This window comes from Sciscionella marina DSM 45152 (genome assembly GCF_000379465.1).
GTDB classification, from domain to species: domain Bacteria; phylum Actinomycetota; class Actinomycetes; order Mycobacteriales; family Pseudonocardiaceae; genus Sciscionella; species Sciscionella marina.
In genome coordinates this window covers 95,004-114,650 of sequence record NZ_KB905381.1, presented here as the reverse complement: position 1 = coordinate 114,650, position 19,647 = coordinate 95,004, and the positions used below count along the sequence as shown (strand labels likewise).

Genomic DNA, 19,647 nt, shown 5'->3' with positions numbered 1-19,647 from the left:
TCAGCACCGCGCCATACCGCCGTCACCGACAGTCACCACCGGACCGGGCCAGAGCCGTTGTTTGTACAGTCCCAGGGCCGGCCACTGACGGCCACGCGCGGCGACACGGTGGGCCCGATCGAGTTTCCCAGACGATGCCGGATGTCGAGCACTGGGTCGTCCAGTATCGGCAACCACCCGAATTGGAACTTGCTGAATCCTGCCTGAGGAGCCAGCGCCAGTGTCGATGTCCGGCTGGGTCTCCGAACGCGGACTCGGGTCTCGTTCCATACGTCTGATGATTGGCGCGCTCAGCTGTGTCCGAGCAGGGTGTGCATGGCGGAGCGGATGGTGTCGTTCGGGTCGGTGGGGAGGCTGCGCGATCGCCAGGCGACGAATCCGTCGGGGCGAATCAGGAGTGCGCCATCCGGCTCGGTTCCGGCTATCTCGGTGAATGCGGCGGGATCGCTGTCGATCATGGCTGCGGTGATCTGTCGAACCCGCAGGCCGTCTGTGCTCGCGGTGAGCCAGCCGGTGCCGTGCGGGCCGGCCAGCAGGGTCCACTGCGCACCGGCGAGGTCAAGTGTGGACAGTTGGCGGCCGCTGTCGGTGAGCCATCGATGCGGCAGGCGGCAGCCGGGTATCGCTTGGTTGTCGAGGATGTCGGCGGCCGCGGCGTCTTCGGTGAGTACGGCACGGGAGTCGTAGCGGTAGAAGATCATCCCGCGCAGGTAGTCGGCGGCCGCCCGCACGTAGAGCTGATTGGTGTCCTGGTGGGCCTGGTAGCCACGGAGCAGGCGGCGAGACAGCGCGAGGGATGCCTCGGCGGCGGCTCGGCGTTCGGGCTCGTAGCTGTCGAGGAGGGTCTCACCGGCTTGTCCATGTAGCACGGCGGCGAGTTTCCAGGCGAGGTTGTGCCCGTCCTGGATGCCGGTGTTCATGCCCAGCCCCCCCGGCGGAGCTCTGCACATGGGCGGCGTCACCGACCAGGAACACCCGGTCGCGACGCAGCGCCGAGGCGAGGCCGATCGCGGCCTCCCACGCATTGCACTCGATCAGGTCGATCGGCACGGTGTCGTCGCCGACCGCCGCATGCAGCAGTCGCAGGGTCTGTTCCGACGACAGCTGGGTGAGCTCGGCGGGTTTGCCGGGGTAGTCCATGATGTGCGAGGACCAACGGTCGCCGTTCGCCCCCTTCGCGAACAGCGTGCAGTAGACCTGTTCGTTGCGGATGAAACAGGCGTGTGTGGCTGACTCCGGCATCAGGCTTCGCAGGTCGGCCCGGAAGAAGGCCGTGTTGAGCCTGGCGTCGACCTGCCGGTCGGGCATGTCGACGCCGAGTAGCTCCCGCACCCGGCCACGGGCACCGTCGGCCCCGACCAGGTAGCTGCTCACCACTTGGTACTCGCGGCCGGTGCCGACATCGGTCACCCGAGCGCGCACGGCTTCGGCATCGACGGCGAACTCGACCAACTCGGCGCCGAACCGGACCTGCCCACCGCGGCGCCGCAATTCCGTCAACGCAATTCGCTGCAGCTCGTACTGCGTCATCGCGCGCCGGGAATCCACCGGGCTGCAGGCATCCAGCCGTTCCACGTAGCCCGGCGGTGGCGCCGCCCGATGCAGCACGGCACCGACCGCGCTGTCCTTGACCATCGACCGCATCGGCAGCGGGCCGTCCCAACCGACGCGATCCAGCGTCGGCCCCAGCCCGATGGCCCGGAACAGCTCCAGGGTTCGCACTGTTGTACTGGCACGTGGCGGACCATCGAGCGGGTCACGCTTGTCCACCACCAACACCCGGACTCCCCGATCCGCCAGGAACAGCGCCGTCGACAGCCCCACCGGTCCGGCGCCAGCCACTACTACCTCGTATCGCTCCACGGTGTTCTCCTCACTGATCACGGGGTGTCCACCGTGCTCGCTCAAGTGAACTTGAGCGCAACGTGCGACCATGGTGATGTGGACTACTCGATCAGCGAGGTGGCGCGGTACTTCGGTATCACCGTCTCCGCGCTGCGCTACTACGACCAGGTCGGTCTGCTACACCCGGCTGGGCGACGTGGGACCGTCCGCATTTACGGCCGTGACGAGCTACGCCGCCTCGCACTCATCCAACTGCTCCACCACGACGGGATGATGAGCCTGGCGGACACCACCGCCACACTCGCCGACAAGCCGCCCAGCGGCGGGTCCAGGCACGTCGTGGCCGAGTCCATCCGCGTGATGCACCACCAGATAGAGCAGCTCCGCGCGGCACAACACATCCTCGAACACCTGCTCACCTGCCCCCGCGACGACCCCATTCGAGACTGCCCCGTCCTGCGGACACAACTGGAGGACACCGTCGACACCGCGCTCCACGCCAACCAGACGGCCGAGCTCGACACCCGCATGACAAACAAGGACGACTCCGGCCGCCCGGAGACCTAGCCACATCATCGTGCGCGGGCTCGGGGGCCGGACCCGAACCCATCCCACGGTTACCGATAGAGGCTGGCTAGTTGCTCGAATTCGTAGCCGGCGTCCGCCAGCTCATCCCGGTTGTCAGGACCGGCCCCGCTGCCCGTCGCGAGATTTCGGCGGCGTAGGTGGCGCTGAACGAGCCAGCCCGGTGGGCCCAGTGTGCCGCGGTGCCCTCGCTGAGCAGGCTGTGGACTGCCGATCGGTCGCCGGCGACGATTCCCACCGGACCCGTCGCCCGGAGCGTCCAGAAAATCGGCTTCTTCTACGGAGCCGGGACCGCCGCCCTGTTGCTTGCCGCGCTCTCGCTTGGGCACATGGACATCAAGACCCGAGAGGGCGGGAAATCCACCCGGCACCAGGACGTGCGGCCATCGTGACCACAGAATCGGTTGCGGCCTCCGACACACACGCTAAACACGCACCGACTTTCCGCTACACAGAGCGTTTATCGCGGTTCGTACCGCATAGTTGGTCTAATTCTCTCGCACAGCCGAGCCAAGCTCGGCTGTTTGCGTCCGAGCGGGTGCTCCCAGTCGTGACAGGACAGGTGTCCCTGTCGTGTAATGGTGAGTTTGAATCGTGCTGAGACTCTGCTGATATCAATACACCCGTGCAGACGATGTTCAGATCGTTACCCTGGAGGAAGGGTTACGCAGTAAGCAGAAAGGGCACGCCGATCGCCGCGTCCGCAGTGTGCTGTGAGAGCTCGTCACTTTCGGAGGACGGATGCCCTCTATGACCAGGATCGCCGCTGCCGTTCCGTATACCCCGGCCGACACGGTCGTTACGACCGCTGCGCCGCTTATTGTTACCTGGCACATGCTGGACGCCCCGTAGGGATGCGGCATTCGCGGCCACACTTCCGATGGCCGAGGTCGCGGCCTGGCGTGTTGTATCTGGACATGCCAACGTGTGGAGCCCGCTTGGTCGACAGTCGCGTCATAGCCGTCGAACTCATTTGCCGCGACCCGCTGCTGACCTATGCGGCCCCTTCACGCGTCAAACTGCCAGGAAGTTCCCTGCGGCGCTGGAGGCGTTACGCGATCAGTTGCCAGTCGAGGCAGTGTGCCACATCAGCGATCAGACGACCGACCCGCACGAGTCCCCTTGGACGTGGGTGGGTCGTCGGCCAAATAGATGGTGCGCATCCAAACGGTGGTCGCTGACTCGACAAGGTCGTCGACAGACATCATTCCTGGCGCGTCGATCAGGCTGAGGAACAGCATGCGTTCGCCGTGCCAGATCAGGTTGTGCGCGAGTTGGCCTGCTTCGGGCCCGTCTGGCGCAATGCCTCGCTGCCGCTCCCGTTCGATCGCTCTTGTCATCCTTTCGACCGGTTGCGCGATCACGTCGTGCCATAGGCTGCGTGCTTCGGCGACGGAGTTCCACAGGTCTGCTCCTTCGCGCATCACTGCTCCGTGCTCGAGCCAGAAATCGACCACAGCACGGATCGTGGCCTTCATCGAGGCTCTGGGCCTGGTGGATTCGGGGCGCTGAAACCAGGAGTCCTCAGTGTCGTAGAAGATGAGGAGTTTGTCGCGAACCCGGGTGAGCAAGGCGGCGTATGCTTCGTGCTTGGACTTGTAGTAGTGGTAGAAGCGGGTGCGGGTGATCCCGGCTGCCTCGGCGATTTGCTCAACACCGAGGTCTCGTAAGGGGGTTGCGACGAGTAGCTGTTCGAGTGCGTCCAGGATGAGTTCGTCGCGCCGGCGCGCCGTACGGGTCTTCCGCTTCGTGGCATTGTGGGCGCGCGACGATTCTGACATCGAGGTGGATTCTAGCCTGGTCCGGCGCTTTGCCGCATTGACGCCCCGCCTCGCCGGTGCGGATCTATCCGCTCACTGAGTGGCGGCGGCCTCCGGCAGCCGGATCTGGACCCGCTCGACCCAGGAGCACAGAGGCTCGAAGACCTCGCGGCGGATCCGATCGTGCTCGCCGTCTTCGTCATATGCCCGGTAGGCCTGTTCGTCGGCCAGGTCGACGATGATCACGAAATCCGCGTTTCCCGCGCGTAAGCCAAGGTCGGCTCCGGTGACGAGCTCCAGCTCAACACCGTCCACACGCAGGTCCCGCAGCGCCTGCAGTCCTCTCTGCAGGTCAGCGAAATCGGTTCCGTCCTTCAGTCCGCCAAGTACCACATTGCGAATCACGTACAGCTCCTTGTCCGGATCGGATTCGGCGGCCGCCTGAACACACCGCCGAACACCGTCTACGCGCGCCTCACTCGAGCTTGTGCTCCCATTGGCGAGGGTAGATGGGAACACTGATCAGGGAGGTAGACCGGCGCTCCTCCAGCGTCTGTCTGCCGGTTTCGGTCATCAGGTCGGGGGTCCACATCGTGACGGTGTCGATCTCCACGCGAACAGCGTGGACTCCCTCGACCTCAGCGATGCGAGCTTCGATTCCCTCGGCGATGGAGGCCATGAGTACGCAGGAGGGTGCCGTGGGACTTACGGTGACGATGACCGCGCCTTCGCTGTCGAGGTGCCATTCCCTGACTAGTCCCAGATCGAGCACGCTCATCGGCGCGTTGGCCGCGATGCTACACGGGTCGTCGACCTTGGCGATCGCGTTCTCGATCGCGGTGCGGAAATCCTCGCTTACCGTGGGGTCACTCCGCGTCGGGTTCATCGCCGAAACCCGGCTGGGTCGGTGGCGAATTCCTTTTTCCAGGCCGCATACGGTTCCGGGCGTGGTGCCGTGCGCCGAACCATGGAGAACTGGTCCTCGGCGATCTTTGCCTTGGCGGCCTCGACATCGAGATCGACTACACGAGCGTAGTTCAGCCCGAGGATCTTGGCTTTGTCCTCGCGCGTGAGCAGTTCGACGCCCATACCTTCGCAGGTTTTCTCGGAGAACTGGAATTTCGTGAACGCTTCGAGGAAAGGTTGAGTGTGGGCGAACATCGCTCCGTCGGAGAAGAGGATCTTGTCGGGTCCGCCCCAGAGAATGAAGTCGGCCAGGACGTCCTCGAACCGCTGTGGCGCCTTGAGTAGAAGCAAGCTCGTGACCTCGAGATTGGCGTACACATTGGGAAAACGGGCCAGTGCCAGAGAGGTCTCCCGAGTGAAGGCCAGTCCCGCATGGATGATTTCGAAGTTCATCTCCGGGTAACGTCCGGCGGCCCCGTCCACGTCATCGATCTGGTACGGGTTCATCGGCACCGGCCCCAGCGGGGCCGCCTTGTGGATGGCGACTGTCTTCAGGCCGTGTTCGATTGCCCGCTCGATGATGGGGAAAGCGAGGTCCGGGTCATCGAGGCGCCACGATCGGTTCGGCTCGACTTGAGCCGGATACATCTTCAAGCCGACGGCCTGTGGTAATTCGGCCATCTGCTCGTCCAGGTCACGCAGGCACGTGTCGAGCCCCGCAGTCGGGTCTACTCCGACATAGGCGATGAATCGTTCCGGGTACTTGGTCGCCGCCTCGACGGTCTTCTCCCTGGCTGCTAATCCGTCGTCGAGGTAGGAGTCGAGTCGGAGGGTGTGCGTCGAGGCGATGTCGACATCGGACTCCACGAAAAGGGCTTGTGCCAGGGCGTCAACAGTCCAGTCCGAGGTGAACTCCTCGAATGTCATCCGCGCGTGTGGGGGCGACCACGACTCATGGAGGCCCCAGAGCATGTCGGAAAGCAGCTGTCCCGATCGGTTTCGGACGTTGGCCGGTTCGAGGTTATAGGCATGCGCGACTGCATTGATCACGAAATAGTCGTCGATCATCATTGACCTCCTATGGTGGTTGTTTACCGTCGGACGAGACGGCACGAGGACTTGTCTCGGGAGTCGGATCAGATCCGGCGCGTGCTCGTCGCCCAGTACTCCTCGCGCAGCTCGCGCTTGAGCACCTTGCCGACGCCTGAGCGCGGAAGATCGCGCACGATGATGTTTTTCGGGGCCTTCACCGGACCCAGATGCGCTTTGCAAGCCTCGATGAGTGCCTGTTCGTCGAGGTGCGAGCCAGGCTTGGTTTCGATCACCGCGGTGACGGTCTCCCCCCATTTCGGGTCGGGCAGGCCGATGACGGCGCAGTCGTCCACTGCCGGAAACGTGTGCAGGTAAGCCTCTACCTCGGACGGGAACACATTGAACCCGCCGGTGATGATCATGTCCTTCTTGCGATCGACGATGTAGACGAATCCCTCGTCGTCACGGACACCGACATCGCCGGTCCCGTACCATCCCCCCGGCCTGCGGGTCGACGCCGTCGCCGCCGGGTCCTGCCAGTAACCATCGAAAACCAGCTCGGATCGCACGACGATCTCGCCGCTGTGTCGGGGCCCGAGCAGATTGCCGTCGTCGTCCATGATCTCGACCCGGGCGATCGCCGATGGTCTGCCACACGAGGCCAGACGATGACCAAGCGATGGATCTGCAGCGGCGGCAGCCACCTCCGATGCCTCGTGGACGGTGCAGATCAGCGGGGCCTCTGCTTGCCCGAAGGTCTGAGTCAGCACCGGTCCGAACACCTCGACCGCCTCGGCGAGCCGCTCGGGTGCCAGTGGAGCACCCGCGATCAGGAGCTGCTGTAGCGAGGAGTAATCGTACTCACGAACACCCGGGGTGGCGAGCAGCTTGTATAACGCGGTCGGTGGAAGAAAGATCGCCGAGGCCCGGTTTCGTTCGATCGATCCGAGAACCTGTTCGGGCAGCACACCGTTGTGCACGATCACCGCGCCGCCCTGCGCGAGCACCGGTAGGCACACCAGCCCGGCGGCATGAGTCATCGGCGTGGCGCAGATGTACCGGGGTGGCGCGGGTTCGCGGAGATGGATCTGGAACGCCAGGCACATGAGATGGATTTGGCGGTCGGTGATGGGTACTGCCTTCGATCGCCCCGTTGTACCGCCGGTCGGGAGCAGCATGGCCACGCGCTCGGGTTCAAAGGCCGGTTCCGGTGCGCGGAAGTCCTGCGACGCAAGCCATTCGGTGAAGGCCAGCCCACCGTCGCGCTCCGGGCCGAACACCAGTGCCGGGTCGCGGATCACAATCCGCTGCTCGAGTTCGGCGGCTCGGCCAGCGAAATCCCGATGGCAGATTATCCGCCGGCATCCGACCATACCGAGAAAATCAGCCTGATCAGCCGATCCGGAGGTGACGTTGATCGCGGTCCATACTGCCCCCGCACGCAGGATCCCGATCACCAACGCGAACGTCAACGCATGGTTGCTACTCAGAACGCCGATGCGGTCGCCGGGCCGAACACCATCGCGGATGAGGGCGCCGGCGATGCGATGGGTCAGAACACGGAACTGCGCATGGGTCATGGCAGTCGATCCATCCGGGTCGAGCAGACACGGAGCATCAGGAGCCGTATCCGCCCCACGATCGATATAGTCAATGAGCATCATCCGAGGACCTCGTCGTCTTCTTGGCGGGAATGGAACGCGCTCGGGTCACCGCGTTGAACTCGCGAGTTCACGAAGCAGCTCGCCGGCGTCGTCGACCACACGCGCGCCCGCGGGAATCTGCTTCGGCACTAGCGGCGCGTGGTGGATGATGCCGGGAACGCACACATACTCGGCATGGCCGCCCGCCGCCCGGATACGTTCGGCGAACACCCGCCCCTCATCGCGCAGCGGATCGAACTCGGCGGTGACTACGACGGTGGGTGGGAACCCGTGCAGGGCAGGTGCCCGAAACGGAAACACCAGCGGATCGTCGTCTCCGACGTTCGGGGCGTACTGCTCGAACATCCAGTCCATCTGTTCATCGGTGAGCAGGTAGTCTTTATTCAGCGCATGCCGCGACGGCGTCCCAGAATCTCGGTCCAGCACGGGCAACAGCAACATCAGACCGTCCACGCGTACAGTGCCTCGGTCATGCGCCCGCAGCGTCGTCGCGGCGGCGAGACAGCCACCGCTGGACTCCCCGGCCACAAACAGCTTCTGCCCGGGCTCGGAGCGCGAAACAGCCGCCACAACGCCGGCGACTTCATCCAGCTGGCGCGGGTAGGTCGCCTCGGGAGCAAGAGAGAACTCGACCGCGACGACGGTGCAACCAGAGCGATTGGCCAGCCGGCGACACAGGGTGTCATGGGTATGCAGTCCACATCGGGTGAACGAACCGCCATGCAGATAGACCACGTTCCCCAACGACTGGGCACCGGGAACATAGCTACGCACTGCGACACCGTCGACCACCCAGTCCTCGACGGCATGGACCTCCTCCCGCTCGAACCCGAGCGGGATCAACGCATCGACCGACTCACGCATCTGCGCCACCGAGGTCTCTGACAACGGCTTCGACGGTTTGCTGGCGGCGTTCTCAATGAAGGCGGCGGCAGCTTGATCGAGCGGCATGCAAAAAACAATACACGACGTCGTGTATTGGTCAAGTGTGCTCAAAGCCGTTTACCGACGCGAGCTACCCAGGTGCCCTGATGTGCCGCATCGAACGCGCACATCGACGCTCGACACTGGAAGCTCGACAAGACAAGGCCGAGCTTCGCGAGGAGACTGTCGAGCGACTCGCCGACGGCAGTTGCTTCTGCTGCCGACAGAACCGTGGTGCATCCGTTCTACTGATGCGCCGTAGCGATGATCGCTATAACCCAACCTGCCGCGACAAATCACCGACTCCACGACCCTCGGGGCACACCAAACCCTCCACGGTTTCGGGGGAGGTCCATCATCACCATCTCAGCGGCCAGAGAAGGCTGCCTACCGTGCTGACGAATCTGCCGCACAGGCTGGTTGGTGTCGGTGAGGATCACGACCGGGTTTCAGCCCTGACCTCGTGCGTGTTCCGAAAACCTGCATCGCCGGGGAAATACCTGTTCCACCGGTGCCTGGGTGGCTCAACCGATGGAAATAGTTCCGTCGCCGCCGGGTAGTACTGCCGCGCAGGCCTGGGCGACCGCCTGTGCTCGTCCGGTCGGTCGGGTGTGCGCGATCCGGGCGAGCACGATGGGCAGGTCGGCGACATTGTCGAACAGCGGCAACGAGACGACCGACTCGCCGCTGTAGGTCGTGGCGAACGTGGGTCTCTGATTGAGGACAGCGTAGCCGAGCCCTTGGGCGACTAGACTGCGCACGGTTTCGTAGCTTGTGCTGCGATGCTGAACCTTCGGTTGGACCCCGGCTGCGCGCATGAGGCCCGCGAAATACTCGGCGCTGTGCGGGATGTCGAGCATGACCATCGATTCGTCCTGCAGCTCGGACAGGTGGATGCCCGGCGCCTTGGCCAGCCGGTGGTCCGGCGCGACGATGACGTAGGGCGGTACAGAGCCGATCCGGTGTCGTTCGATGCCCGTGCCAAGTGCGAGGTCATACATCAGAGCGATCTCGATCCGCCCCTCCTGCAACTCGGCCGTGATCTCGGGAGTGTCGAGTTCGCGTGCGTTCAGATTCAGCCGCGGGTGTCGTTCGGCGCACCACCGCAGGATCTGGGGCATCACGAACGGTGCGAGTGTGACGAAGCAACCGAAGGCGATGTCGCCGGTCGCAGCGACTGCAAGACCTCTCGCGGTCTCCTCCAGACCGGCTGCGAGCCCGAGCAGCTCCTGCGCGGCGACGTGCAGTCGGTGGCCCGCGCCGGTCAAGCTCAGCCCCCGGGCATGCTGGCGGATGAACAGCTGGACGCCCAGTGACCGTTCCAACCCGCCGACCGCCGTCGATACCGCGGACTGTGCGATCCGCAGGTCGATGGCGGCCGCTGTCATGCTCCCGGTCGACGCGGCGGCAACGAAATAGCGCAGCTGTGTCAAAGTGAATTCAGCCATCCGGCGGTGTCCTCCCCGCGAACAGAATGCACGGGTGTCGGCACCCGAACGGTCGCCGCTTCTAGGTGCCGACCGGTGGAGCGGTCTCCCCCTCGCCCCGCGTGGTGCTCGGCGCACTCGCGGGCGGGGTGGTGCTCGTGCGACGCCTGCGCATCAGCACGAGGTAGAGCGGACAGGTCACGACCAGACCGACGATCCACGAGACGTCGACGCCGCCGATGGCGGCAGCCAGCGGTCCGGTGTACATCGTGGTGCTCAGGAACGGTACCTGGACCAGGATCCCGAGCACGTACGACGCGACGGCGGGGGTGTTGAATCGCCCGTAACGCCCCCCGTCCTGCCGGAACATGTCCTCGAGGTCGTACTCGCCGTGCCGGATGACGTAGTAGTCGATGAGGTTGATCGCGGTCCACGGGATCAGGACGCAGAGCAGGGTGAGCAGGAAGCTGGAAAAGACCACCAGGAAGTTGTCCCGGCCGAACAGTGCCATCACCGTCGCCACCGCGAAGATGATCACCGAAACCCAGGTGCGGGCTCCGGCGCGCGGATTCCAGTTCTCGAACATCGTCTGCCCGATGGTGATCGTCGACAGTGAACCGCAGTAGACGAACATGGCGGATTGGGACACAAGGGCCACGCTCAGCACGACGATGACCACGGGGCTGATGCCGTGCACGAGCACCGTCAGTCCGGTGACCGTGTCACTGTCACCCAGTGCGGATCCGATCAGCGCACCCAGCGCCATGGGCACGATCGCGCCCAGCACCGCACCCCAGTAGGTCGCCCAGAACGACGCGCGCACCCCGGTATCCTTGGGCATGTATCGGGTGTAGTCCGACACGAACGGGGCGCAGGCGATCAGCCACAGGCTGCCGAGCGAGATCGCCCCCATGATGCCGACCCCGGTCACCGTCCCGGCCGTCCAGGTGGCGGGATCGACTCCGTTGACTCCCAGAGCCCAAACGAAGGCGAGCAGCAGGGCAGCGCCTGCCACGATGCTCATGACGCCGGCCAGCCGGTGGATGAGCCGGTATCCGACGACCGCCGCCACCGTCGACACGGTCCCGATGACCAGCGTGGCGGTCGTGTCGTCGACGGTGGTCAGTGCCGAGATGGACTGCGCGCCGAGTACCAGGTTCGAGGCGAAGAACCCGACGTACATGAGCACCACGAGCACGATGACGAGCAGGCTGCCGTACGAGCCGAACTGCGCCCGGGTCTGCAGCATTTGCGGCACACCGGTCTGCGGCCCCTGCGCCGCGTGCAGGGCCATGACGAAGCCGCCGACCAGGCAGCCGACCATCAGGGCCGACACGGCCGCCCACCAGGGCAGGCCATACAGTGAGGTGGCCAGGAACCCGGTCGCCGTCGCGGCGAGTGTGAGTCCCGTCCCGAACCAGATGGTGAACATCTCCAGGGCCTTGCCGTGCCGCTCCCCGAGCGGGATGTGCTCGACCGTTCGGGTCTCGATCGCAGGACTGCGTTCCTGTGTCATCGGGACTACTCCTCTCCGTCGTCGTTGACGGGCGCGAATGGTCAGTGTGCCGAGGTGAAGGCGCCGAACCAGGTGAAGGTCGGCGCCAGGTTGTTGAACGAGAAGAGGTGCAGCCCGTCGACCGTTGCGGTGGGATCTGCGACGCTCGCGCCGAGTACCTCGGCCACGAGGTCGTCCGGTCGGAACGTCGGTGAGGACATCAGCTTGGTGACCGACGACCGGTTCTTGCGAAGGAACTTGAGGGAGTTCCCGATTCCCAGCCGGCCGGAGATCGTCATGAGCTTGAGCCTGTCGACCTGGCCTGGAACACCGAAACGGACGGGCAGGGTCAATCCGCGCGCCCGTCGGTCGGCGACCCATTTGCTGACGGCCCGACCGTCGAAACACATCTGGGTCGACACGTAGCCGTCGAGGCCCGCTGAGTGCACAAGCTCCTGCTTCTGGTGCAGCGCGGTCACCAGGGTGTGCTCGTTGATCGTGGGGTGCCCTTCCGGGTATCCGGCGAAACCGAGCACCCGGAGAGCCGAGCTCGCCGCGGCGTAGGCAGTGGCGAGCTCATGCGCGTTCTGGAAGGGCCCACCCTGACGAACGTCCCCACCGATGAAGAAGACTTCGTTCACCCCCATCCTGTCGCACCGGCGGACGATACCTGCGAGTTGTTCCCGACTCGTGACGGTTCCCGCTGAGAGGTGCGGAATTGCGTCGTGACCGGCGTCGCGCAGACGGGCGGTCATCTCGACGCTCGCGTCGACCCCCTCGCTGGGCGAACAGGTCACCGACAGCCGGGCTCCTGCCGGGATAGCGTCGAGCCGCTTCCTCAGCGACGGAAGCGGGATCACCTCGATCCGCGACCGCTCACGTAAGGACCGGGCTTCCAGCGGGGCCGGCTGCTCGGGCTCGACAGTCATGACGGATTACTCCTCTCGTTCGGCCGGGTCCGGCCGATCAGATGAACGGGACGGGGTGGACGTTGGCCTTGTGCTCTCCAGTGGGGCTCACGATCGTGAACTCATCGGCTTCGCCGACTGCGGCGTCGACTAGGGCGACGGCGATGTTGCGCTCCAGGGCGTAGGACCACACCGCCCACCGCACGATGCCGACTTGCTGGCCGGACGCGTTGTCCTGCAGCGGCCAGAAGCCCTCGAACAGCGGCCACTCGGCGTTGTCGGAGACGAGGCCGATCGTCTTGCGGCGGGGGCCTTCCACGCGGACTTTCCGCAGCGCGTCGCGGCCGATGAAGTCCTCGCCGTCGAGGTCGAGGAAGCCACCCAGACCGGCCTCGAGCAGGTCCATGTCGGAGTTGGTGGCGTACTGGGTGTCCAGGATTCCCTGCTCGACTGCCCGGTTCAGGTTCGGTCCGGTGACGAGCAGATCGTGCTCACGGCCGGCCTCGCGGACCGCGTCCCACGCCTCGACGGCACCGGCGGTGCCGATCGGGTAGACCTCATAACCGGCTTCCTTGCTCCAGCCGGTGTTGGAGATGACGACGTCGACACCGGCGAGCTTTGTCACCACACAGCGGAACCTGCGCAGCGACGCCAGGTCGGCCTCGACGAGCGGAGCCAGTACGTCGCGAGCCTTGGGGCCCTGGATCTGGAAGGGGGCGATGTCGGCCTCGGCGACCTCGACGTCGAACCTGCCGGCCTGGGCCAGGCCATAAGCCCACAGCGAGACGTCCACGTCGGAGTGCGAGAACCAGACCACGTCTTCGAAGGGCCGGAGCACAATGATCTCCGACATGATCTTGCCGTTCTGATCACAGAGGGGGGTGTACTTGCACCCTCCGACCGGCAGCTTCGACAAACTCCGCGGAGCGAGGTAGTCGGCGAACTTCAGTGCGTCGGGGCCTCGGAACTCGGCCTGACGCTCGGCGCCGACATCCCACTGGGTGACACCGGAGACCATGGCGTCGTATTCCGCACGTGGGTCGTTGTCATAGACGAACGGCATGTAGGTGTGGTTGTAGACGCCCCACTCCAGGGCGCCCTCGGCGAGCGTGCGCTCGAAGTACGGCGATCGGCGAGTGATGTACATCAGGTTCTGGCGGACGGGCTGCGACATGGGGAAACCTCCAGAGTCGGGTGGTCGGGGTGGCGGCCGCAGATCAGGACTGCAGCGCAGAGGTATCGAAGTACTCGGTGAGCCGGGTGATCAGACCATTGGCTGTCTCGGCGACCATGGCGAACTCGAAATCCAGGGCGCCGCCGCCGATGACTTTCGCGGTCATCCGGCCCTCGGCAACGGCACAGTCACCGGCGCCCCGCACCATGAAGAGTTCGATGTGCACGTCGTCTAGCTCATCGACAGCGGACTGGTTCGTGCGTGAGATGTCGTCCGGGCCAATGAGTGGACGCTCATGGAGCGGGTCGACGAAGACTCCTCCCTCGGCGAACAGCTGCGCGATCCCGGCGTTGTCCTTCGCGACCCAGGCGTCGCAATAAGAGCGAATGGCGGTCTGAGCATCCATCGCGGTAGGACTCCTTCGTGTTCGTGCCGGCAGCGGACGGTTCAGGACGGTGATGCGCGCCGGATCGGGAGACGGGGCGCGGTCGACCACCGTGGCTCCGGCACCGGTGGCGCGGGCGAAATCGAGGTGCGCGCCGGTCGTCTCGACGTCGAACCCCGTGTCGTGCAACAGAACGACGCTCGACTCACTCACACCGCACCATCCGAGGATTCCGCCCCGGATGAGCGCATCGAGTGCGTCGGCGTAGCCGCGGCGGTCGAAACTGCCGGCCGAACCACCGGTCGTCATGAGGAACAGGTAAGGCCGCAGGGGCAGCAGGCTGCCCTCCGGGTCGTTCGCGAACTCGTAGGCCCAGCCATTGCTCCAGACTCGGTCGAACCAGCCCTTCAGCATCGCGGGCGTACCGAGCCACCACAGCGGGCTGATGACGACGATCGCGTCCGCCCGCTCCACCCGCGCTTGTTCCTCCAGGAGCCGTTGGGGAAGGGGGCCGCCCTCGAACTGCACGTAATCCGCGGCGTGGAAGACCGGATCGAAGCCCTCGGCGTAGAGGTCGGCCACCTCGTAGGAGCGACCTGACTCGGTAAGCCCGGTCGTGTACTCCTCCAACAGCCGAGCCCCAAAGGAGTCGGCCAGCGGATGACAGAACACGATGAGGATATGTTCGGCGCCGCGCACCGCGGATGGCTCAGACATGGATGATCGTCCGATTGCGGTGGACCTGCACACGGTCGTCGACGTGCAGCCGGACCGCCCGGGCCAGCACAGTCTGCTCAACGTTGCGACCGAGCTTCGCCATCGCGGCGGCATCTGCGGTGTGCCCGACGTTCTCGACGCCCTGGGCGATGATCGGACCTGCGTCGAGCTCGGGGGTCGCGTAGTGGGCGGTGGCACCGATGATCTTCACGCCTCGCTCGTACGCCCGCCGGTATGGCTGGGCGCCGACGAACGCCGGAAGCAGCGAGTGGTGGATGTTGATGACTGGGACGCCGAGGTGCTGCAGGAAATCCTCGCTGAGGATCTGCATGTAGCGCGCCAGCACGACGACGTCGGCGTCGGCCGACCCGATCAGATCAAGGATCCGCCGTTCCGAACGGCTCCGGTCGGTGGGGTCCGCGGGGACGTAGTAGAACGGCACGTCGAACTGCTCCACCGGCGTGCGCAGCTTGTCGTGGTTGGACACGACGAGCGGGACGTCGGCATGGAGGTCGTCGGTCTGCGTCCGCCACAGCAGGTCAAGCACGCAGTGATCACCGGTCGAGCAGAGCACGACCATCCGCTTGCGCCGATCCGCGGATCGCAGCTCGCAGGTCATCCCCAGCTCGGCGACGACCTGCCGGACCCGCTCGGAGAACGCATCGACGGTGTCATGCGATACGTCAACGACCATGCGCAGGAAAAACGCACCGTCGTCCGGGTCTGTGCTGAACTGACTCGACTCGCGAATGTTGCCCCCCTGCTCGTGCAACACGCCCGTCAGGGTGGCGACGAGACCGGGGCGGTCGCCACCGGTGACTCGAATCCGCATTCGTGCACAACGTCGGGTTGCCGCGTTCGTCACCGCGGAGCCCGAAGAGTTCTGTTTCATGACCGTGTCCGCCATTGGGGTCGGCTGCCGAGCGAGCGCATCTCGTCGGCGGTGTCGGTTGACACTGTCGCGGTCGGGAACGAGCCGGCGCATCGTGCACATGCCCAACACCTCCGACTGCCGTCGTTCACGTGAACGATTGACGACAAGAACCGAATGCATCCGTTCGCCCCAGGTGACGGCATGTGGGCAGAGGGAGGATCATGTGGGCGTGAGCGAAGCCGACGAACTGCTCGCGATGTGCCGCGCGCTGACCGACGGCGCCGGTCTCGCTGGTGTGCTGGCCGTCCTGCGCCGCGTCACCTCCGCTCCGGCCGCCTTCGTCGACGTCCGTGGCAGCCTCCTGGCGTCGGTACCGAGCCGCGCCCCGTGGCCGCTGCAGGATCTGCGGTCGTGGCGCCCCGGGGTGGAGCAGCTGGGAACCCCGCCACGTGCGCTGTTCCCTGTCGTTCTGGAGGGTGATGTGGTGGCGCTGCTGGTCGTCTCGCCCGAACAGGCGGACCGGACCTATTTCCGGATGGCCTCGCACCTGGCAACGTTGGAGCTCGCCCGGCTGCAGGCGCTGCTGACAGGTCGACGCGAACGGGCCGGGCAGATACTCGAGGACGTCTTCCGCGGGCGCAGCCTTGGCGAGGAGGCTCGGGAACGGCTCTCGACGATCGGCATCGAGCCGGGCCCGCAGATCAGCTACTCCGTCCTGGTTGGACGATCCACATTGTCCGGAGCCAGGCTACGCAGCCGTCCGTGGAACCTCCACTCGCTCCTCGCCGGCCGCGGCGACCCGTACGTCCGCGCTACCGTCGACGACGACCTCGTCCTGGTCGTGCCCAGCGCGGATCCCGTACCGACCATCGCCGGCATGCTGCTGGAACACCTGCGGGCCGCGGACCCGGACGCCTCGGTCGGGGTGGGCCCCATGGTGTCGGATCCCGTCTCGCTTGCGATGAGCTACCACCAGGCGCGCGAGGCGGCGTCGGTTGCCGGGCTGCATCATGCCCGTCCGCTCAACCTGGGCTACCTTCTATTGGGATCGGCCGACACAGTGCCAGTGCGGGAGTTCGGTGTGCGCGCCCTGGAGCCGCTGACCGTGCACGACGAGCGGACGGGCAGCGAACTCGTCCACTCGCTGGTCACCTACCTGGATTCCGATTGCTCAGCGTCCCGTGCGGCCGAACGCCTTTTCGTCCATCGCAACACCCTCCGCTACCGACTCAACATGATTGCCGAACTGACAGGGTGGAGTCCGGACACCTTCGATGGACGGATGCATTTCTGGATCGCAACCCGGTACGGGGACCGGCCCCCGGGAGCGAGCACCGCACGGAATGAGGGAAGGATCGGATGAACACCGAGAGGTACGCAGTGGCCAGGACGACGATGTGCTCGCTGCGGCTCGATTCGCCCGACCCGGCTTCGGCCGACGACTTCTACTCCGCACTCGCCGGACGCCCACGTGCCGCCGCCTTCAGTGGCGACTCGACGCTCCCGACCGCCCGGCAGCGGATCGCTCACTCACACCCCTCAGACGTCTCCCGTTGGATCGTGGGCTTCGCCGTGGCAGACGTGCCGGCCGCGCTTGAGCGGTGCACGGCGGCGGGCGCCGTAGTGCAGTCGGCCAGATCGCATGACGGAGCGCTGCGGATCCGGGACCCCGACGGGGCACTGTTCGAGCTGTGGTCGGTCGGAACCGGGCACCGGGACCCCGGCACCCACGACGTGGTACTCGCCGACCTCTACACCCGGCAGGTCGCCGACGCCACGTCGTTCTATTCGTCCGCGCTCGATCTGCGGGCCGACGTGCTACCCGACGAACCGTCGGACTACATCATGCTGAGCGCAGCCGGCACGCACGTCGCCGGAATCCTCGACATGACGTCGTTCCTGGAACCGGCGACACCCGCGCAGTGGTTGCCGTACTTTCATTATCCGACGGTCGACCGCGGAATCGCCCGGGCGACCGCGCTCGGCGCTTGGGTCGTCGTGCCCCGATCACCCAGCCCAACCGGTGAGTACGCGCTCCTGCAGGACTCGTGGGGAGGGCTATTCGGGCTGTGGGACGGGCGCTCGTTGGCTCAGCCGGGCACCGCCGGGCACGGTGGTCTGTCGGGCATGGGTCCCCGGTGACCCGTCCTGCTCAGTCGGCGGCATACTGCGCGGCCTGCACGGTGTTGCGCAGAACCATCGCGATCGTGAGCGGCCCGACGCCACCGGGAACCGGGGTGATCCATGAGGCACGCTCGCGCGCCTCGTCGAACCGGACGTCACCGACCAAACCGTCCGGAGTGCGGTGGATCCCGACGTCGACAACGACCGTGCCCTCCGCGACATGTGCAGCGGTGATCAGGCCGGAGACTCCGGCCGCAGCGACGAGGATGTCGGCGGAGCGGGTGACCCCGACCAGGTCTTTGGTGCGGGAGTGGGCGAGCGTCACGGTCGCGTCGCGATGGGTCAGCATTTGTGCTAGCGGAGCACCGACCAGCATCGACCGGCCTACGACGACGGCGCGCCGTCCCGCCACGTCGATCGCGGCGGCGTCGAGCAACTCGACGACTCCCTGCGGTGTGCACGGGCGCAGGCCTGGCAACTTCCGCCCGAGCAAACCGGCGCTCGCCGTTGTCAGCCCGTCGACGTCCTTGTGGGCGGGGATGCGCTCGACGAGCGACGCTGCATCTAGGTAACCAGGCAGCGGGAGCTGCAGCAGGATCCCGGACACGCGCGAATCTGCCGCGAGCTCCTCAAGCATCGCCGCCACCTCGGACTCCGTCGCCGTTGCGGGCAGGTGTTGGTGGAAGTCGGCCATGCCCGCAGCTGTGGCCTTTCGACGCTTGCCCGCGACATAAACCTCGCTAGCCGGGTCGTCGCCGACGAGGACGGTCGACAGTCCGGGGACCGACCCGGTCCGTTCACGAAATAGATCCACCTCCTCGCGGGTGTGATCGAGAATCTCTGCAGCGAGCTTCTTACCGTCGAGGATTCTCGCGGTCATGCCAATTCACCGTCCTTTGTGGTCTGCACTGTCGAAGCCGTACGGCCGAAAGCCTTCGCTGATCACAGCCGATTGGAGGCCGTCGCCACCGGCCGGTACGGCGTGAGTGATCCCGGCCGCCCGCCTACGGCCGAAGCGGGGCACGAACACGGTAGAAATCCCCCAACAGGCGCCGCAAGACACGTCCAGTGACCCAGGCAGTCCCATTCCGTACGCGCCCCGGGCCCTGTCAACGGCGGCACAGCATTCCTGGATCCCTCCGACGACAGCTCCTCGATCATGTCCACCTCCGGCCCAAGCGACATCGACGATTTCAGTTGTCGCGCGAGAGCTCCAATACAAAAACACGCCTCAGTGCATCTGGTCTCGCGATCGCACCCAGAGCGCGCGGCTGCCCGGAAGTCAACATCTCGCGGCGCGATTCAGAGCACCGGAGATCACGATGATGGTCGGCCCGTTCCGTACCTGGCATCGGGAACACCGCACTCGCCCACGAAACGGGAGTCCCGGCAGTGAGGCTGACCAGCTGCCACCTGTTACCTGATGGCGAAGCTCGATGGCTTTATCTCCGATGAGCTGTCCGCAATCCCAGCGACCCGCACGGCAACCAGTCTTGGCCCACGAGCCGGCACCATGGTGCGTCTCCATCGAATGCCGAACTCCCGGCCACCATGGCATCGTCGACGAGTAACGAAGCGCCAGTACCGTTCCAGAATCGTCACCGCGCCCGGGGGCTATGTGCGCTCTGCAGCCGGAGTCCAGGAGGGCTCCAATGCGCCGCAGACCCAAGAAACCTGACCATAAGATCCGATAGCCAGTCGAATCGGACAGCACGGTTGCCGGTGATGCCGGTGCCCCTCAATGGCATCTGACCAAGCAGAGGCACAAATCAGGACGCACTTCGCGTTCCGACGCTGACGCCGGTCTCCCAACGGGTCAAGCCTGAC

Annotated in this window: 19 protein-coding genes; 4 read left to right on the top strand and 15 right to left on the bottom strand. The window is 65.6% G+C overall.

From position 1 onward, the window contains the following. Positions 1–290 precede the first annotated feature (290 nt). The gene (locus A37U_RS54350; RefSeq protein ID WP_020495803.1) at positions 291–920 is read right to left on the bottom strand and encodes an aromatic-ring hydroxylase C-terminal domain-containing protein; all 630 of its coding nucleotides are present in this window, start codon (positions 918–920) and stop codon (positions 291–293) included. After that, positions 847–1,884, bottom strand: coding sequence for an FAD-dependent oxidoreductase (locus tag A37U_RS54345; protein ID WP_276140268.1), 1,038 nt, complete (start codon positions 1,882–1,884; stop codon positions 847–849). Before A37U_RS54345 ends, A37U_RS54350 begins: the two co-directional genes overlap by 74 nt. A gap of 57 nt (positions 1,885–1,941) precedes the next feature. On the opposite strand from A37U_RS54345, the gene A37U_RS0106465 reads away from it, so the two are divergent. Then, positions 1,942–2,412 (top strand): MerR family transcriptional regulator, encoded by a 471-nt coding sequence (locus A37U_RS0106465; protein WP_051111592.1) that lies wholly within the window; start codon positions 1,942–1,944, stop codon positions 2,410–2,412. 158 nt (positions 2,413–2,570) lie between these two features. Continuing rightward, on the top strand, positions 2,571–2,822 hold the full coding sequence (locus tag A37U_RS0106460) for a hypothetical protein (RefSeq protein WP_157182663.1): 252 nt from the start codon (positions 2,571–2,573) through the stop codon (positions 2,820–2,822). Positions 2,823–3,518: 696 nt separating this feature from the next. Here A37U_RS0106460 and A37U_RS0106450 read toward each other — a convergent pair. The 12 genes from A37U_RS0106450 to purU form a co-directional block, all read right to left on the bottom strand. Then, entirely contained in the window at positions 3,519–4,211 is a 693-nt protein-coding gene (locus tag A37U_RS0106450; RefSeq protein ID WP_020495799.1) for a TetR/AcrR family transcriptional regulator, read from the bottom strand. 72 nt (positions 4,212–4,283) lie between these two features. Next, a complete protein-coding gene (locus A37U_RS0106445; RefSeq protein WP_020495798.1) occupies positions 4,284–4,595 on the bottom strand; it encodes a Dabb family protein in 312 nt (103 codons plus the stop codon). A gap of 70 nt (positions 4,596–4,665) precedes the next feature. Then, a complete protein-coding gene (locus A37U_RS48125; protein WP_020495797.1) occupies positions 4,666–5,076 on the bottom strand; it encodes a metal-sulfur cluster assembly factor in 411 nt (136 codons plus the stop codon). Next, positions 5,073–6,167, bottom strand: a complete 1,095-nt coding sequence (locus A37U_RS0106435) for an amidohydrolase family protein (RefSeq protein WP_020495796.1) — start codon at positions 6,165–6,167, stop codon at positions 5,073–5,075. The genes A37U_RS48125 and A37U_RS0106435 overlap by 4 nt, the downstream gene beginning before the upstream one ends. A gap of 65 nt (positions 6,168–6,232) precedes the next feature. Continuing rightward, positions 6,233–7,792 carry a class I adenylate-forming enzyme family protein gene (locus A37U_RS0106430; protein ID WP_026196928.1) on the bottom strand — a complete coding sequence of 520 codons (1,560 nt, stop codon included), beginning with the start codon at positions 7,790–7,792 and terminating at the stop codon, positions 6,233–6,235. A 45-nt stretch (positions 7,793–7,837) separates the two neighbouring features. Beyond that, positions 7,838–8,743 carry an alpha/beta hydrolase gene (locus A37U_RS42560; RefSeq protein WP_020495794.1) on the bottom strand — a complete coding sequence of 302 codons (906 nt, stop codon included), beginning with the start codon at positions 8,741–8,743 and terminating at the stop codon, positions 7,838–7,840. Between the two features lie 497 nt (positions 8,744–9,240). Continuing rightward, on the bottom strand, positions 9,241–10,149 hold the full coding sequence (locus A37U_RS42555) for a LysR family transcriptional regulator (RefSeq protein ID WP_240437503.1): 909 nt from the start codon (positions 10,147–10,149) through the stop codon (positions 9,241–9,243). A 76-nt stretch (positions 10,150–10,225) separates the two neighbouring features. Next, positions 10,226–11,659 carry a purine-cytosine permease family protein gene (locus A37U_RS0106415; RefSeq protein WP_020495792.1) on the bottom strand — a complete coding sequence of 478 codons (1,434 nt, stop codon included), beginning with the start codon at positions 11,657–11,659 and terminating at the stop codon, positions 10,226–10,228. Positions 11,660–11,700: 41 nt separating this feature from the next. Then, the gene (locus tag A37U_RS0106410) at positions 11,701–12,567 is read right to left on the bottom strand and encodes a methylenetetrahydrofolate reductase (RefSeq protein WP_020495791.1); all 867 of its coding nucleotides are present in this window, start codon (positions 12,565–12,567) and stop codon (positions 11,701–11,703) included. 37 nt (positions 12,568–12,604) lie between these two features. Beyond that, positions 12,605–13,720 carry a glycine cleavage T C-terminal barrel domain-containing protein gene (locus A37U_RS0106405; RefSeq protein ID WP_020495790.1) on the bottom strand — a complete coding sequence of 372 codons (1,116 nt, stop codon included), beginning with the start codon at positions 13,718–13,720 and terminating at the stop codon, positions 12,605–12,607. A gap of 43 nt (positions 13,721–13,763) precedes the next feature. Further along, on the bottom strand, positions 13,764–14,822 hold the full coding sequence (locus A37U_RS48120; protein ID WP_083933250.1) for an NAD(P)H-dependent oxidoreductase: 1,059 nt from the start codon (positions 14,820–14,822) through the stop codon (positions 13,764–13,766). Beyond that, positions 14,815–15,816, bottom strand: a complete 1,002-nt coding sequence (purU, locus tag A37U_RS0106395; protein ID WP_240437502.1) for a formyltetrahydrofolate deformylase — start codon at positions 15,814–15,816, stop codon at positions 14,815–14,817. The genes A37U_RS48120 and purU overlap by 8 nt, the downstream gene beginning before the upstream one ends. Between purU and A37U_RS42545 the strand changes: the two genes are divergently transcribed. Together A37U_RS42545 and A37U_RS0106385 are read left to right on the top strand one after the other, a co-directional pair. After that, positions 15,815–17,059 carry a PucR family transcriptional regulator gene (locus tag A37U_RS42545; RefSeq protein WP_157182661.1) on the top strand — a complete coding sequence of 415 codons (1,245 nt, stop codon included), beginning with the start codon at positions 15,815–15,817 and terminating at the stop codon, positions 17,057–17,059. The genes purU and A37U_RS42545 overlap by 2 nt on opposite strands. Further along, positions 17,056–17,838, top strand: a complete 783-nt coding sequence (locus tag A37U_RS0106385) for a VOC family protein (RefSeq protein WP_020495786.1) — start codon at positions 17,056–17,058, stop codon at positions 17,836–17,838. The genes A37U_RS42545 and A37U_RS0106385 overlap by 4 nt, the downstream gene beginning before the upstream one ends. A 10-nt stretch (positions 17,839–17,848) precedes the next feature. Here A37U_RS0106385 and folD read toward each other — a convergent pair whose 3' ends face one another. After that, positions 17,849–18,700 carry a bifunctional methylenetetrahydrofolate dehydrogenase/methenyltetrahydrofolate cyclohydrolase FolD gene (folD, locus tag A37U_RS0106380; protein WP_020495785.1) on the bottom strand — a complete coding sequence of 284 codons (852 nt, stop codon included), beginning with the start codon at positions 18,698–18,700 and terminating at the stop codon, positions 17,849–17,851. Positions 18,701–19,647: the final 947 nt, after the last annotated feature.

Bases quoted from the DNA above. Each gene is read 5' to 3' on its own strand.
- A37U_RS0106435 (WP_020495796.1), bottom strand. From the start codon at position 6,167: ATGATGATCGACGACTATTTCGTGATCAATGCAGTCGCGCATGCCTAT.
- A37U_RS0106385 (WP_020495786.1), top strand. From the start codon at position 17,056: ATGAACACCGAGAGGTACGCAGTGGCCAGGACGACGATGTGCTCGCTG.
- purU (WP_240437502.1), bottom strand. From the start codon at position 15,816: ATGTGCACGATGCGCCGGCTCGTTCCCGACCGCGACAGTGTCAACCGA.
- A37U_RS48120 (WP_083933250.1), bottom strand. From the start codon at position 14,822: ATGTCTGAGCCATCCGCGGTGCGCGGCGCCGAACATATCCTCATCGTG.
- A37U_RS42545 (WP_157182661.1), top strand. From the start codon at position 15,815: ATGCCCAACACCTCCGACTGCCGTCGTTCACGTGAACGATTGACGACA.
- A37U_RS0106430 (WP_026196928.1), bottom strand. From the start codon at position 7,792: ATGATGCTCATTGACTATATCGATCGTGGGGCGGATACGGCTCCTGAT.
- A37U_RS0106415 (WP_020495792.1), bottom strand. From the start codon at position 11,659: ATGACACAGGAACGCAGTCCTGCGATCGAGACCCGAACGGTCGAGCAC.
- A37U_RS0106405 (WP_020495790.1), bottom strand. From the start codon at position 13,720: ATGTCGCAGCCCGTCCGCCAGAACCTGATGTACATCACTCGCCGATCG.
- A37U_RS42560 (WP_020495794.1), bottom strand. From the start codon at position 8,743: ATGCCGCTCGATCAAGCTGCCGCCGCCTTCATTGAGAACGCCGCCAGC.
- folD (WP_020495785.1), bottom strand. From the start codon at position 18,700: ATGACCGCGAGAATCCTCGACGGTAAGAAGCTCGCTGCAGAGATTCTC.
- A37U_RS0106410 (WP_020495791.1), bottom strand. From the start codon at position 12,567: ATGACTGTCGAGCCCGAGCAGCCGGCCCCGCTGGAAGCCCGGTCCTTA.
- A37U_RS0106450 (WP_020495799.1), bottom strand. From the start codon at position 4,211: ATGTCAGAATCGTCGCGCGCCCACAATGCCACGAAGCGGAAGACCCGT.
- A37U_RS48125 (WP_020495797.1), bottom strand. From the start codon at position 5,076: ATGAACCCGACGCGGAGTGACCCCACGGTAAGCGAGGATTTCCGCACC.
- A37U_RS54350 (WP_020495803.1), bottom strand. From the start codon at position 920: ATGAACACCGGCATCCAGGACGGGCACAACCTCGCCTGGAAACTCGCC.